Annotated in this window: 12 protein-coding genes; all 12 read right to left on the bottom strand. The window is 59.6% G+C overall.

Translation table 11 applies throughout. The annotated features are described in order from the left end of the window. A partial coding sequence (locus tag AC1DPR_RS27995) for a calcium-binding protein (RefSeq protein WP_477817650.1) occupies window positions 1–1,355 on the bottom strand: 1,355 nt, incomplete at its 3' end. Window positions 1,356–1,531: 176 nt separating this feature from the next. Beyond that, entirely contained in the window at window positions 1,532–2,842 is a 1,311-nt protein-coding gene (locus AC1DPR_RS27990) for an HlyD family type I secretion periplasmic adaptor subunit (protein WP_477817651.1), read from the bottom strand. A gap of 5 nt (window positions 2,843–2,847) precedes the next feature. Beyond that, window positions 2,848–4,620, bottom strand: a complete 1,773-nt coding sequence (locus AC1DPR_RS27985; RefSeq protein ID WP_477817649.1) for a type I secretion system permease/ATPase — start codon at window positions 4,618–4,620, stop codon at window positions 2,848–2,850. A gap of 1,405 nt (window positions 4,621–6,025) precedes the next feature. Then, window positions 6,026–6,184 carry a cbb3-type cytochrome oxidase assembly protein CcoS gene (ccoS, locus tag AC1DPR_RS27980; protein WP_113163148.1) on the bottom strand — a complete coding sequence of 53 codons (159 nt, stop codon included), beginning with the start codon at window positions 6,182–6,184 and terminating at the stop codon, window positions 6,026–6,028. Continuing rightward, window positions 6,181–8,469 (bottom strand): cation-translocating P-type ATPase, encoded by a 2,289-nt coding sequence (locus AC1DPR_RS27975; protein ID WP_477817648.1) that lies wholly within the window; start codon window positions 8,467–8,469, stop codon window positions 6,181–6,183. Before AC1DPR_RS27975 ends, ccoS begins: the two co-directional genes overlap by 4 nt. Next, complete coding sequence (locus AC1DPR_RS27970; protein ID WP_477817647.1) at window positions 8,466–8,951, bottom strand: FixH family protein; 486 nt, start codon at window positions 8,949–8,951, stop codon at window positions 8,466–8,468. Before AC1DPR_RS27970 ends, AC1DPR_RS27975 begins: the two co-directional genes overlap by 4 nt. Beyond that, a complete protein-coding gene (gene ccoG, locus AC1DPR_RS27965) occupies window positions 8,948–10,516 on the bottom strand; it encodes a cytochrome c oxidase accessory protein CcoG (RefSeq protein WP_477817646.1) in 1,569 nt (522 codons plus the stop codon). Before ccoG ends, AC1DPR_RS27970 begins: the two co-directional genes overlap by 4 nt. A gap of 365 nt (window positions 10,517–10,881) precedes the next feature. Beyond that, window positions 10,882–11,070, bottom strand: a complete 189-nt coding sequence (locus AC1DPR_RS27960; protein ID WP_018860173.1) for a hypothetical protein — start codon at window positions 11,068–11,070, stop codon at window positions 10,882–10,884. Between the two features lie 11 nt (window positions 11,071–11,081). After that, window positions 11,082–11,945 carry a cytochrome-c oxidase, cbb3-type subunit III gene (ccoP, locus tag AC1DPR_RS27955; protein ID WP_477817645.1) on the bottom strand — a complete coding sequence of 288 codons (864 nt, stop codon included), beginning with the start codon at window positions 11,943–11,945 and terminating at the stop codon, window positions 11,082–11,084. A gap of 1 nt (window position 11,946) precedes the next feature. Continuing rightward, window positions 11,947–12,099: a cbb3-type cytochrome c oxidase subunit 3 gene (locus AC1DPR_RS27950; RefSeq protein WP_018860175.1), complete on the bottom strand. Its 153-nt coding sequence runs from the start codon at window positions 12,097–12,099 to the stop codon at window positions 11,947–11,949. 9 nt (window positions 12,100–12,108) lie between these two features. Continuing rightward, window positions 12,109–12,843, bottom strand: coding sequence for a cytochrome-c oxidase, cbb3-type subunit II (ccoO, locus tag AC1DPR_RS27945; protein WP_018860176.1), 735 nt, complete (start codon window positions 12,841–12,843; stop codon window positions 12,109–12,111). A gap of 8 nt (window positions 12,844–12,851) precedes the next feature. Then, window positions 12,852–14,474 carry a cytochrome-c oxidase, cbb3-type subunit I gene (gene ccoN / locus AC1DPR_RS27940; protein WP_113470467.1) on the bottom strand — a complete coding sequence of 541 codons (1,623 nt, stop codon included), beginning with the start codon at window positions 14,472–14,474 and terminating at the stop codon, window positions 12,852–12,854. Window positions 14,475–14,524: the final 50 nt, after the last annotated feature.

The following is a 14,524-nucleotide window of genomic DNA, read 5'->3' as shown; positions in this document are numbered from 1 at the left end:
TTGACGATGTCGTCGGCGTTGTCGACGACGTAAGTGTCATTGCCGGCACCGCCAGCCATGACATCGGCACCGGCGCCGCCATYGAGGACATTGACGCCGGCGTTGCCGGTGAGCGCGTTGTTCAGCGCATTGCCGGTGGCGTTGATGTTCGCGGTGCCAAGCAGCGTCAGGTTCTCGACTGCGCCAAGCACATGAATGGTATCGGCCAGGCTGAAGCTGATCGCCGACCGCACAGTGTCGGTGCCGTCTGAATCCGGCAGGCTCTCATCGATGACGTCACCGGCATTGTCGACAACGTAGGTGTCATTGCCGGCCTCGCCGGCCATGATGTCGGCMCCRGCGCCGCCGTTGAGGACATTGTCGCCAGCATTGCCGAGGAGCACGTTGTTCAGCGCATTGCCGGTGGCGTTGATGTTGGCGGTGCCAAGCAGCGCCAGGTTCTCGACCGCGCCAAGCACACGAGTGGTATCGGCCAGGCTGAAGCTGATCGCCGACAACACGTTATCGGTGCCGTTCGAACCGGCCACGCTCTCGTCGACGATGTCGCCGGCATTGTCGACGACGTAGGTGTCATCACCTGCGCCGCCGCGCATTCTGTCGGCGCCGGCACCACCATCGAGGATATTGCTGCCGGCATTGCCKGTGAGCACGTTGTTCAGCGCATTGCCGGTGGCGTCGATGTCGGCGGTGCCGAGAAGCGTCAGGTTCTCGACCGCGCCAAGCACATGCGCGGTATCGGCCAGGCTGAAGCTGATCGCCGACCGCACGGTATCGATGCCGTCTGAGCCGCTCTCGTCGACGATGTCGCCGCCATTGTCGACGACGTAGGTATCGCTGCCGGAACCACCGGCCATTCCGTCGGCGCCGGCGCCGCCGTCGAGCCAGTCGTTCCCAAAACCGCCCCATAGCTGATCGGAGCCTTGATCACCGAAGAGGGTGTCGTTGCCGCCAAAACCGACAACCAAGTCATCGCCGTAGCCAGCCCGGATGATGTCGTTAAAATCGTTGCCATAGAATTCATCGTTCATGGCATTTATCCGGATTAACCACGCGCCTGCCTGAAGGTCTGATGTCGTGGTGTGCAAGTACAGATCGCTCACGGTCAGAATCGCCTGGCCGTTTTTGGCATAGACCAAGTCATAGATAGTCCACTGATCACCGTAGACGCTGTAGCTCACCCCGGCACGGTCTGCTAAGGTGCTTCCATACATGCTAAAAATAGCTATTGAGCCATCGTCGTAGATCAAATGTGTCGTAACGTTGGCATTGGCTTCGACGTAAGCCCATCCGCTGCCGTTTGTCCCGGACATGTTGAAGCCACGTCCTGCGGCGTTGCTCAGATCAAAAATTGCCAATTTGATTCTCCTAGCGTTTGTTCATTTTGGAAGCCGGCATCGCATCGGTTCCGTGACGTTTCGGTCGTAAGTCAGGTGCTTTCGTGGGCTGCCTAACAGCCGCGCCTGCATCCCCTGGGTGCTTTAATCCATGCACGCGACCTAACGATAAAATCGGGGTCCCGGTTTGCGCATCGCTAGCCCCTGAACGCGCGGTGCATCTGGTCGGTTAAGGGTTTCACGAGGTAGGACCACACATTGCGTTCCCCCGTCTGAATATGGACTTCGGCGGGCATGCCGGGTTGCAGGCGCTGGGCATCCTTGAGACAGGCCTTCTGGTCGTCTAGGGTGGTCCTGGCAACGAAGTAGGACAGTTGCCGCTGCGGGTCCTTGATGAGGTCGGCCGACACCCGCTGGACGGTGCCTTTGCACTCGGGCGTGGTGGCGACGTCAAAGGCCGGAAAGCGAATGGACACGCGTTGCCCCGCCTTGACATCGTCGATGCTTGCGGGCGCCACCATGGCGTCGATGACCAGCCGGTCTTGCTCGGGCACGATCAGCATGAGGGTTTCGCCGGGTGAGACGACCCCGCCGACTGTGTGGACTGCAAGCTCCTGTACAAAACCAGATTGCGGGGCGCGGATCTCGGTCCGTGCAAGCTGGTCTTTTGCTACCAGCTTACGCTCGACGAGCTCGACTTCCTTGCCGTCAAGCTCGCGCAGTTCCTCGCTGACGTCCTTACGCCGGTCTGCGTCAACCTGCAGGGCCTGCAGCGCCGTCTCGCTAATCTTGCCCTCGGTCTCGGCGATTGCCGCGGCGAGACGACCGGATTCGCCATGCAGCCGAGACAGTTCGAGGTGCAGCGCGCTCACTCGCTCGAACGAGACGAGCTTCTTCTCATAGAGCATCTGCATGGTGGCATCGTCGCGTTCGACCAACGCGGCCGCTTCGTCGTTCGCTCTGCGCTGGGCAGTCAGACCTTCGATCTGTCGTTTAAGCTGGCCTGCACGCGCCTCCAACTGCGACTTCAGACCGACGAGGGCCTTAGTGCGGCTTTCAAAAAGCGCCTTCTCGCCGGCAATCACAGCCTCGACGTCAGGCTCGGTCTGGCGCTCGGCGAGATCTTCGGGAAATTTGATCTCCGAAAGCCCGAGACGTTCCGCCTGCAGCCGCGCCTGGCGCGCAACCGTGCGGTCGTACTGCTGTGAAATGATCTGCAGATTGGCGCCGGTCATAGTATCGTCGAGGCGGGCCACTACGTCGCCCGCCGAAACGCGGTCCCCCTCCGTGACCAGAATGGCTCCTACAGTCCCGCCGGTCTGGTGTTGCACCTTCTTGGCGCTGCTCTCGACGACGACATTCCCCGAAGCAATCACAGCGCCCGCAAGCGACGTGGTTGACGCCCACGCCCCGACGCCACCGACCAATAAGATGGACACCGACAAACCGAACACGAGATTGGCTCTGATGCCTTCACCGGAGCCAGCTCGCTTTTCTGAGTCAGACATTGAGATCACTTTCGCTCGTGTAGGGAAACTACCGTAGAGGTTTGCGGCAGCGCCGTATGAGGTACGGCAGACTGAGCCTGGGCGCGGATTACGCTTGCAAGCACCTCATCCTTCGGGCCAAACGCCTGCATGGAGCCGCCCGCCATAACCAATACCTGGTCGAGATTGGTCAATGCCGAGGGGCGATGAGCGACCACGACGACGACGCCGCCACGCCGACGCACACTCTCGATCGCGGTCGCCAGCGAGACGTCGCCATCGGCATCGAGATTGGAGTTTGGCTCATCGAGCACCACCAGGAAAGGATCGCCATAGAGCGCCCGCGCCAGACCGATAAGCTGCCGCTGCCCTGCCGAGAGTGCTGTACCGCCGTCGCCGACTCGTGTCTGGAAGCCGTCCGCCAGTCTGAGGATCATCCGCTCCACACCAGCCGCGCGCGCGGCGGCGAGAATACTGTTCGGGTCGGCGCTCTCATCAAAGCGCGAAATGTTGTCTGCAACCGTCCCGTCGAACAGCTCGATGTCCTGCGGCAAATAGCCGATGTCGCGGCCGAGGGCCTCAACGTCCCATTGGTCGAGCGCGGCCTGGTCTAGACGAATGCTTCCATTCAGGGCGGGCCAGGCTCCGACGATGGCGCGAACTAGCGTCGACTTGCCTGACGCACTCGGTCCGATCACTCCCAGTCCGGTGCCTGCATGCAGTGCAAAGGTGACGTTCCGGATAAGCGGCTTCTGCTGGCCGGGTGCGGCAACCGTGAGCGCCTCGACCGAAAGGCCCTGATGCGGCCGTGGTAGCGCCAGCGGCTGCTTGAGGTCGGCGAAGGCCTTCAACGTTCTTGAAAGTTGGGCATAACTTTGCCTGGCTGACATGAAGCCACGCCAATTGGCGATGGCGACGTCAACGGGGGCTAACGCCCTGGCCAGCATGATCGAGGAGGCGATCATAATGCCGGGCGACGCCTCGCCGGACATCACCAGATAGGCACCTAGACCCAGCATCAGCGACTGCAGCATCATCCGGAGCGTGCGCGACACTGTCCCGGCAGTGCCAACGACGTCACTGAGGCAGCGTTGGTCCTTGAGGAAGCGGTGGCTATGTTCGCCCCACAACCGGCCGAACCGGTTGGAAAGACCCATCGCACGGATCATCTCGGCATTGCGGCGGCCTGCCTCGGCATAAGTGGTGCGGGTAATCGCCGATTCGGCCGCCCGCCGCGCCGATGCGCGCCCGAGCCCTTCGGCCGCTAGTGTCAAAAGCACGCTGAGCACAGCGCCAGCCGTCGCAAGCAGCCCGAGCCAAGGATGCAGTGTGTAGATAATGACGAGATAGAAGGGCAGCCACGGCAGGTCGAAGAACGCTGTCGGGCCCGTGCCGGAAACGAAGCCCCGAATCTGGTCGAGGTCACGGATTGGTTGCACGCGAGATCCCTCAGGCCCCACTCGTATAGGCAGCAGCAGCGCCGCTGCAAAAGCCTTCGTATGCAGCTGGCGATCGAGCGCATTGCCGATGCGGACGAGAAGGCGCAAGCGCACGATATCAAGCAGGCAGTAGACCGCGTAGAGCCAGGCCATGATGATGGTTATACCTACCAGCGTGGGCACGCTGTGCGAGGGTAGCACCCGGTCATAGACCTGCAGCATATAGAGCGAGCCCGTGAGCCCTAGAACATTGATCAGAGCGGAGAAGGCCCCGACGCCCAACAGCGCGCCAGCACAATGCCGGAACGCCAATTGAACTTCATTGACCCGCCTTATTGCGTCGAACGGCGTTTCAGCCATGGTAGCGCTTCTAGTCCTCTGCCTTGCGACCCTGAAGATCGCATCTATTCGGTGAATTGAGGGACCAGACACACAATCGGCACAAGAATTCTTCGCCGCCGATGTGTATGTCCCTGACACGTCAGATAAGTGGGACTGTACCTCAGGCAAAAACAGTTCCAGAACTTGCTTTCCGGCGCCAATTTCTTGTGATTTGCTGTCACCTCTCACCGTCTCACCCAGAACATATTGGGAGACTGCGATGAAATGACTGTTCAACTTCTATGCAATAGGAAAACCGTAGACAGAGGATAGTGTCGGGAGAGAGCAAAGATGCCGAGAAGATTGCCTATGATATCGGTGGCGCGGTTGGGGGTGAGTTGCGACGGTTGGAGCTGGTCTGCCACAGGTTCGTGACGGATCATTGGCAGGATCTTGCGAGACAGACGCCAGTGATAAATCGTCGGAACAATCATTCAGAGACTGACCAAAAATGCCCGCCTCGTTGGGGTCTGGCCACGCGTTCGGCCAACACCTTTTCCTCGTCCGACAGCCCCCAGGCCACGCCAGCACGAACCCGAGCCAGCGCCTCCGCAAACACCTGTTTCCGATCGATGCGAAAACCGTGAAGGCGATTGGCGCAACCTCGACCGGATGATTCGCCTTTTCCTTGTCATATCAATAATATAGTCAGTTGAATTCGCAATTCAGATGAAGACGTAGCGCCTTGGCTGCTAAATTTCGTTTCACTCAACGAAAGCGGGGCCGGAACAAGAACGTTCAAGTCCACAAGATCAGACCTTAGTCCGAAACAGATCGGACTCGGGTCTGATGGCTTCAGGACCTTTGTCCACTATTCAAGCCGCCCTGTCCCACATAACTTGTGCCGTCCAAACCACCGGACACCGGGATGCTCCGGCACGCTCCCTCGCGTGAAAACCCCTCGGAGCTTCCGGAACCGGCCCAATTTTCTACGCCGCCCGCGAGATTGTTAATTGGATATTAAGCATGACCACTCGCAGGCTAAGCGCATTCGCAGCACTCGCTGTAAGTCCATGGCTGTTGAGTCTTCAAGCAAACATCGGTCGAGAGCAAGTGAACACACCTTTTGATGAAACCTCGCTCGGAAGGGAGTTCGATCTTTTCGCAACTGAGCTGACCAAGCTGCCAACGTCACCGGAGATCACCGCATTGGAGCTCCGCTTTGCTCTCCTGCGAGAAGCCGTGGCAATCCGCCTCGCGGGACCGAGCCGAATAACTGTTGAGTTGCCGTCGTCGCTATTCGACGCCTAGGATCGAAACCGGATCGCGTTCTGTGTACGGATGATGATCGCCAAACAAAAGCCCCACTCGTAAGAGGCGGGGCCAATTGGGCGACATTTGGAAAGGTGGACAACGAACTAAAGCGATCGCGTTCCATGCCTTTTCACGGTTTCGAGCTATCGGCCTCGTCGTCGGCGAGCACTCGCCATGCTGCACCTTGTAAATCGTCATACTGGCCGCTCTTCAGCGACCAGAGAAAAGCCGAGAGCCCGATGCCCCCCATGAAGAGGGCAATCGGTATGAGGTAGATGAGCATGTTCATGCCGTCTTTATCTCCTTGGCGAGCGCAACTGGCTCCCTTGAAAGCTGCGATAGGGGACGGGTTCCAAAGGCAGTGAGACGGAGAGCGTTTGTCACGACGATGATGGAAGAGGTGGACATGGCAACGGCGGCAATCAGGGGCGTGGCAAGACCAGCGATGGCAATCGGAACCGCCAAAAGGTTATAGCCGATCGCCAGGGCGAAATTCTGCCTGATCAACGCCGCCGATTGTCGTGCGATCTGGATAGCCTCGGTAACTGCATCGAGGCGTTCGGTAAAGAACACGAGATCAGCGGCTTGGCGCCCGATATCAGAGGCCGAGGCCGGCGCGATGGAAACATGCGCAGCGGCAAGCGCCGGCGCGTCGTTGATTCCATCCCCGACCATAAAGACCCGTCGACCCCTTTCGTTCAGGATCTCGCATTCGTCGACTTTCTGCTTTGGCGACAAGGCGCCGACTGCACGACGAACGCCAAGCTTGGCCGCCGTAGCGTCGACGACAGACTGACGATCACCCGAGAAGATGAATGTTTCAAAACGTCCTGCATCAAGTCTGGCGATCGTCTCTTCCGCGCCCGGCCGCACCACGTCTTCGAATAAGAAGCGAGCTTTCACGACCCCGTCGCTCGTAAGGACAACCTCCGAAAGCGGACTATCGGGCGAGGCCGAGTTTGAGGTTTGCGCACAGGCGAAGGCAGCACTACCCAGGCGGTAGTGCCCGTCTCCGCGACGTGCTTCCAGACCGCCGCCCGGGATCTCGCTCACGCGGTCGAACGGCATGGGAGCTATCGGGGTGCCACGGGCAAGGGCCTGAGAGAGCGGGTGCCTAGAGTGGAGTGCCATCCCCGCCGCGAGCGCGACGTCGGCGTCGCCGTCCGCCACGGTTTTCACAAGGCGCGGGGTTCCGAGCGTCAGTGTTCCCGTCTTGTCGAATGCGACCGTGTCAATCTCGGCCAGACGTTCCAGCGCCGAGCCATCCTTCACCATTATTCCCTTCCGGAACAATTCTCCTGCCGCAACAACCTGTACGACAGGAACAGCAAGGCCGAGTGCGCAGGGGCAAGTGATGATAAGAACGGCCACCGCCACGAGCATGGCCTGCTTCCAGTCTCCGCCCAGGAACCCCCAGGCGAGAAATGAGACGAGGGCAAGCAGATGCACTACAGGCGAATACAAGGCCGCAGCACGATCAGCGATGCGTCGGTAACGCGCGCGTCCTCCTTCGGCAGCTTCCATCAGGTTGATGATCTCCGCAAGCAACGAATCCCTGGCGAGCTTCGTTGCCCGAACCACCAGCGAGCCGGTCAGGTTCATCGCTCCCGAACTTACAGCGGCGCCTTCTGAAACCGCTACCGGGTTGCTTTCGCCGGTGACGATCGAAAGATCCAGGTCGCTCTCCCCCTTGGAGACGAGACCGTCAACCGGAATACGGTCGCCGGCAGCAACGGCGATTTCGTCGCCAACTGAAATGTCTTCGATCGCGACGTAGCGACGCGAGCCGTCGGGGGACACCACGAGAGCGCCACGCGGAGAGATTCTCGCGAGGCCGTTGATCGCGGCCCTCGCCTTCTCTCGCATGATGTGATCAAGCGTCCTGCCGATAAGAAGGAAAAAGAGCAGCGAGACTGTCGCGTCGAACCAGGCGTGCTCGCCGTGGTGCATCGTCTCCCACAGGGAGACGGCATAAGACAGCGTCACCGCGAGCGCGATCGGAACGTCCATGTTCGTGCGGCCGTGCCGCAGTGCGTTCCATGCCGACTGGAAGAAGAAGCGACCTGCGTATACCAGCGCCGGCGCTGCGATCATCGCGGAAATCCAATGGAACATGTCGCGGGTGGCGGCATCTGCTCCTGACCAAACCGACACCGAAAGCAGCATGATGTTTGCGGCCGCGAATCCTGCGACGCCAACTGCCAGAAGAAGCTGGTTCCTGGTCTTGTCGTTTTCCGCTGCAACGGGCGCGAACAGATGAGCTCGGTAGCCCACCGAATTTACAGCGTTGATGATTTCCGCAGGGTCCGTCGGGCGCCCCTCAACCTCCTTTGCATATACGCAACTGACGCGACGGGATGTTAGATTCACTCTCGCCTTGCGAACGAAGGGCAGTTTTGCAAGTGCCTTTTCAATCGTCGCGATACAGGCTCCGCAGTGAGCATCCGGGACGCTGAGATCGAGCTGGAAGAGACCGGAACCGAGTGGATGACTGGCAAGGGTAACTTCCTCGGAACCGAAGGATGTCGCACTCATTGCCAGCACGCCTTCGGCGTCCATCGTGCAGCAGGTCATTGGCCGAACCCCGCAGTGTCAAAACGAACGGCCTCGTGCATGACGACGGCATCGCCGCGGCGCGAAATCAGTTCGACGATCCAGTCGCCAGAAGGCACGTGACGGCTTGTCGTGAAGCTGCCTTCGCCAGCCTTTTCGAGCGAGATATTGAAATCCTCGTGATCGCCCACGGGGCGCTTGAAGTTGGCGACAACGATATCCGCCGCAGCTGGCGACCCGTCGCGGTTGTTGAGGTGGTAGTGGAACACTCCATGCGACATCGAGATGCTGCCGGAGATCCCGGTAGCCGCCAGCGCCTTTATTGCGGCCGCCTTCTTGTTGAATTCCTGGCTGGCCACATAGGTGTTTTCCACGACGAGACCGCTCCAGCTGGACGAGGCCAACCACGCCATGGTCACGTTCACCCCGATCACGACGGCGAAGAATGCAGACGTGACGAACAACATGTGGCGGCCAGTGAAGCCATGGGTGCGAGCAGTCATCTGTTCTCTCCTGGTGCGTTGAACGCCGCGCGGTAGGTCGCGCGATCGGAATGGCCTTCGTCCTCGATCGAGAACAGAAACTCGTTGACGGCGGCGCCGGTCTGCTTTCGGGTTACGAAGACCTTGAGCGCGGTGACCGCGTCAGGCGCAGCATCTATGGTGAAGTTGCGGGCCTCCGTTTTGCTCAGTTCCGGAATGCGCATCGTCGCACCGTCCAGACCCGAGATGGAGAGGTCGATCTTCCTCGGAGCGGGAACCATGTTGAGGATTCGAAGCGTGTAGCCGTTGCGAATGGAGCCGTCGCTCTCGAGGACATACTGCGGATTGCGATCGTGGACGACGTTGAGCTCGAGGCGTTCACGCATCGACAAGTGGATCAGCATGGCCAGGCCGATCGAGGCCCAGACGACGGCGTAGAATAGCACCCGGGGCCGAGCGATGGCCCGCCAGTTGAAGTGACGGATCCCGGCGATGAAGGTTCCATCAACATTGCGCACCTTCGCCGGCTGGACGGGCGCCCTGCCACCATCCGTGGCGATGGCCATGTTGCTCGCATATTCACTGAGCGTCGCATAGGCGATCAGCCCGCGCGGCTTTCCAATCTTGTCCATGACGTTGTCACAGGCGTCGATGCAAAGCGCGCAGGTGATACACTCCATCTGCTGCCCATCGCGGATGTCTATTCCCATCGGGCATACGGCCACACAGGCGTTGCAATCGACACAGTCGCCAACCGCCTGACCCGAGGCCTGGGCCTTCTTGGCGTGGCGCGATCGTTGTTCGCCGCGCCAGTCATTGTAGGTGACGACAAGGGAATTCTCGTCCAGCATGGCCCCTTGGATACGCGGCCATGGGCACATGTAGGTACAGACCTGCTCTCGCATGAGCCCGCCGAGAACATACGTCGTGAAGGTGAGAGTGGCGACCGTGGCGTATGCGACGATGGGTGCCGTGCCGGAAAACAGTGAGACGGCGAGCGACGGGGCATCAGCAAAATAGAAAATCCAGGCGCCGCCTGTCGCAATGCCGATCAAGAGCCAGACCGTGTGTTTCAGGATGCGCTTGCGCATCTTGCCGAGCGTCCAGGGACCGGCGTCCAGCTTCATTCGCGCGTTGCGATCCCCTTCGATTGCGCGTTCGATAACAAGGAAAAGGTCTACCCAGACGGTTTGGGGACAGGCGTATCCGCACCAGGCGCGGCCGATGGCAGACGTAACCAGGAACAATCCAAAACCTGCCATCACCAGCAGACCGGCGACGTAGTAGAATTCCTGTGGCCAGATCTCGATAAAGAAAAAGAAGAACCGTCGCGACGAGAGGTCAATAAGGATGGCCTGATCGGGCGCGTAAGGGCCACGGTCCCACCTGATCCAGGGGGAGACATAGTAGATGCCGAGGGTAACCAGCATCACGAGCCATTTGAACCTGCGGAAGCGACCTTCCGCCCGCTTGGGGAATATCTTCTTTCGCGGTGCATAAAGCGGCTGGCGATTGCGGCGTGCATTGACCGGCTCGGCATTGACGCGTTCGACGTTGTCTGGATCTGGCGCGGTGTAGAGGTTCATTGGGCTCGTCCGAATTTCACCCGGCCGTTTTCCCATCTTGCCGATCCCGCTTCCTTGACGCAGATCAATAATCCGGCCGGTTCCCGAAAAAGGGAGGGCCACGCCTTGGAGAGGTGGCGTGGCCCGGAGGGATCGCGGAAGGAGGTCCGCGATGTGACCTCCACTAGACACAGCAAACATAGCAGAGCTCGGCCCTGCTCTGTTTGAGCCAGGTCAAACGATCCGCGATCTTGCTGCCTTTGGGGGCTGCCTCCACAGGCAAGCCTCAGCCGCGATGCAAAAAAGAGGCCGTACCTTCGAAGGTACGGCCTGGAGTTTACTGGGGCGGGATGTGCGCATTTACATCCCGCTGGACAGTCGTGCTTCTAACGGCTGGTCGGCTTCTGGTCCTTGAGGCAGATCAAACTGACGATCGAATTGCCAATTTTTTGCGCGTCCTCCTGTTCGCTTGCAGGATTCGTCGTCTTGCTGGTGCGTGCGGAGACACGGGAATGGATCACCGCGCGAGGGGTACCATAAAGGCCAAGCAATGGATTGTGGTCGTGCGTCGTCATTGTGATCTCCTCTATTGACCGCCACCCAGCGAATGGACGAATACCGTGAGTTCCTTGACCGCAGTATCACCCAGTCGGCCCGCCCATGCCGGCATCACGCCGTGCCTGGGTGCCATAACCTGACGGACGATGGCATCTTCACCGCTTCCTTTGAGCCAGATCGCGTCCGCGAGATTCGGGGCTCCCATCTCAAGTTTGCCCTTGGCATCTTCCCCGTGACATGCAGCACAATTATCGAGGAATATCTGCTTGCCAGCCTCCGCGCCGGACGCGTCGGAAGGCGTGTTCGTCAGGCTCCAGACATAGGCCGCAACCTGCTTGGTCTGTACGGGATCCAGCATGTCACGGAATGCCGGCATTTCGGACACATGGGTGTCGGCGTCCGCTTCGTAGCGCACGCCATGGGCGATGGTTGCCTGAATTGAATCGAGGTCTCCGCCCCAGAGCCAGTCGTCGTCGTTGAGGTTGGGAAATCCCGGTCCGCCGCTTGCGCCGGATCCATGGCAGGGAGCGCAGTTGACCTTGAATGCCGAGGCGCCGCCCGCGATCGCGAATTCGCGAAGGGAAGGATCGGCATCGATCTCCTGAACCGTCTTTGCCGCGATCATGTCGTGGAACCTCGTCTGCGCGACCTTTGCCTGATCAAGATCCTGCTGAAGCTCCGCGCGGCTGGAAAATCCCAGATAGCCTTTCGTCGCCGAGGTGATCATCGGAATGGCAGGATAGGCGACAGCGTATGCGACCGCCCACAGGATCGTGACATAGAATGTCCACACCCACCATCTCGGCATCGGATTGTTGAGTTCGCGGATGCCGTCCCATTCGTGCCCGGTCGTTTCGACGCCACTGATTTCATCAATATGTTTTTCCGACATCTCAATCGTCCTTTAGGGGAATGCTGGCAGCATCCTTCGCAGTCCGGCCGCTGCCAGGGCGAAGGGTGAAGATCACGGCCCCAACGAAGAACGCTGCCATCGCCAGGAGGCCCCAACTGTCGGCGAAGTGCCGCATAGCGGTATAGGTTTCCATCACTTCACCTCATCGATAACCAGTGGCGTCGTCGTAGGTCGAGAAGTCGACGAGCGTGCCAAGCATCTGCAGATAAGCCACAAGGGCGTCCATTTCGGTCAGCTTCGACGGATCGCCGTCGAAGTCGCCAACCTTCGCCTTCGGATATCTTTCGAGGAGTGCTGTGGTATCGCCGTTCGGGTCGGCCTGGACTTTCATGTCGGCTTCGGCGTTGGCGAGCATGTCCTGCGTGTAGGGTACGCCGACATCCTCGTTTGCCTTGAGGTCCATGCCGACGTCCTTCACCGTGACCTCCTGCTCCTTCAGGAAGGAGTAGCTCGGCATGATCGATTCCGGCACGACCGCTCGCGGATTTGCGAGGTGCTGGACGTGCCATTCGTTCGAATAGCGGCCGCCAACGCGGGCAAGGTCCGGACCGGTGCGCTTCGAGCCCCACTGGAACGGGTGGTCGTACATGGATTCCGCAGCGAGCGAATAGTGGCCATATCGTTCGACTTCGTCGCGGAATGGCCGGATCATCTGGCTGTGGCAAAGGTAGCAGCCTTCGCGAATGTAGATGTTGCGACCCGCAAGCTCGAGGGGTGTGTAGGGGCGCATCCCTTCAACCTTCTCGATTGTGTTCTGCAGGTAAAACAGTGGCGCGATCTCGACGATGCCGCCGATGCTGACCACGAGGAGCGAGCCGACGAGAAGAAGCGTCGCGTTCTTCTCGAGGATCTGATGTTTGTCCAGTATCGATGCCATGTTTCACCTCACTCGGCAGGCTGTGCCTGGGGCACGTAGGCGGTGGGAATTGCTGCTTCGTTTCGCAGGTGGCCGCGGATGGTCATGTAGATATTCCAGGCCATCACCAGACCGCCGGCCAGATAGAGAGCACCTCCTGCGACACGCAGGACATAGTAGGGGAACATCGCAGCGACGGTTTCGGCGAACGAATACACCAGGAAGCCCTGCGAATTGTACTCACGCCACATCAGACCCTGCTGGATGCCGGCGACCCAAAGGACGGCCGCGTAAACGACAATGCCAAGGGTCGCGAGCCAGAAGTGCCAGTTGACCATGCGCAGGCTGTAAAGCCGCTCGCGGCCCCAGAGCTTTGGCGTCAGATAGTAGACCGCGCCGAACGTGATCATCCCAACCCATCCAAGCGCGCCCGAATGGACGTGACCGATGGTCCATTCCGTGTAGTGGCTGAGCGAATTGACTGTCTTCACCGACATCATCGGCCCCTCGAAGGTCGACATGCCATAGAAGGCGATTGCAACGATCATCATGCGGATGATCGGATCTGTCCGGATCTTGTCCCAAGCGCCCGACAGGGTCATGAGTCCGTTGATCATGCCGCCCCAAGAAGGCATCCAGAGCATGACCGAAAACACCATGCCGAGGGTCTGTGCCCAGTCGGGAAGTGCCGTGTAGTGCAGGTGATGCGGTCCAGCCCAGATGTACATGAAGATCAGGGCCCAGAAGTGGATGATCGACAAGCGATAAGAATAGATCGGACGGTTTGCCTGCTTTGGAACAAAGTAATACATCATCCCGAGGAAGCCGGCGGTAAGGAAGAAGCCCACGGCGTTGTGTCCGTACCACCACTGGGTCAGTGCGTCCTGCACGCCTGAGAAGGCGGAATAGCTCTTCGAGCCGAGGAACGACGCCGGAACAGCGAGGTTGTTCACCACGTGGAGCATCGCAATCGTCACAATAAAGCCGAGATAGAACCAGTTCGCCACATAGATATGTGGTTCCTTGCGCCTCAGGATCGTCCCCAGGTAAACCACGAGATACGCCACCCAGACGATCGTCAGCCAGATGTCCACATACCATTCCGGTTCTGCGTATTCGCGTGCCTGGGTGATGCCCAGGACGTATCCGGTCGCAGCCATGACGATGAAGAGCTGGTAGCCCCAGAAGACGAACCAGGCCAGGCTTCCTCCGAAGAGCCGCGCCTGACAGGTGCGTTGAACAACATAGAACGACGTCATGATGAGGGCGTTACCGCCGAACGCGAAAATGACCGCCGACGTGTGTACAGGACGAAGCCGCCCGAAGTTCAGATACGGCGCGATGTTCAGATCCGGGAACGCTAATTGCGCGGCGACAACGACGCCGACGAGAAAACCGACCACTCCCCAGAAGACAGTGGCGATCAGCCCATACCGGATGACCTCGTCGAAATAGCCCGAGGTGTCCGGCTTGGCAATTCGTGCCGCAGGAGAGAAGTCGATCCTCCTGATCAGGAGCACGGTGCCCGCCAATAAGCAGAAGGACAGGATGCTCATATGGACAGCAAAAAGGTGGTCATGCGCGAATGCAGCGGCCAGCAGTGCCAGAAATGCTGCAACCGCGACCGCCATCGTTTCCGTAGAGTAGTTCATGGTGTCGTCCCCAGTGCGCAGACGACCGCTCCGCGACCGCCTTTCTCGTA

It is taken from the genome of Rhizobium sp. 01T417 (assembly GCF_056398905.1).
The sequence above is the reverse complement of the archived record's forward strand: the minus strand, read 5'-3'. Positions and strand labels throughout refer to the sequence as shown.

Bases quoted from the DNA above. Each gene is read 5' to 3' on its own strand.
- AC1DPR_RS27990 (WP_477817651.1), bottom strand. From the start codon at position 2,842: ATGTCTGACTCAGAAAAGCGAGCTGGCTCCGGTGAAGGCATCAGAGCC.
- AC1DPR_RS27985 (WP_477817649.1), bottom strand. From the start codon at position 4,620: ATGGCTGAAACGCCGTTCGACGCAATAAGGCGGGTCAATGAAGTTCAA.
- ccoS (WP_113163148.1), bottom strand. From the start codon at position 6,184: ATGAACATGCTCATCTACCTCATACCGATTGCCCTCTTCATGGGGGGC.
- AC1DPR_RS27975 (WP_477817648.1), bottom strand. From the start codon at position 8,469: ATGACCTGCTGCACGATGGACGCCGAAGGCGTGCTGGCAATGAGTGCG.
- AC1DPR_RS27970 (WP_477817647.1), bottom strand. From the start codon at position 8,951: ATGACTGCTCGCACCCATGGCTTCACTGGCCGCCACATGTTGTTCGTC.
- ccoG (WP_477817646.1), bottom strand. From the start codon at position 10,516: ATGAACCTCTACACCGCGCCAGATCCAGACAACGTCGAACGCGTCAAT.
- AC1DPR_RS27960 (WP_018860173.1), bottom strand. From the start codon at position 11,070: ATGACGACGCACGACCACAATCCATTGCTTGGCCTTTATGGTACCCCT.
- ccoP (WP_477817645.1), bottom strand. From the start codon at position 11,945: ATGTCGGAAAAACATATTGATGAAATCAGTGGCGTCGAAACGACCGGG.
- AC1DPR_RS27950 (WP_018860175.1), bottom strand. From the start codon at position 12,099: ATGGAAACCTATACCGCTATGCGGCACTTCGCCGACAGTTGGGGCCTC.
- ccoO (WP_018860176.1), bottom strand. From the start codon at position 12,843: ATGGCATCGATACTGGACAAACATCAGATCCTCGAGAAGAACGCGACG.
- ccoN (WP_113470467.1), bottom strand. From the start codon at position 14,474: ATGAACTACTCTACGGAAACGATGGCGGTCGCGGTTGCAGCATTTCTG.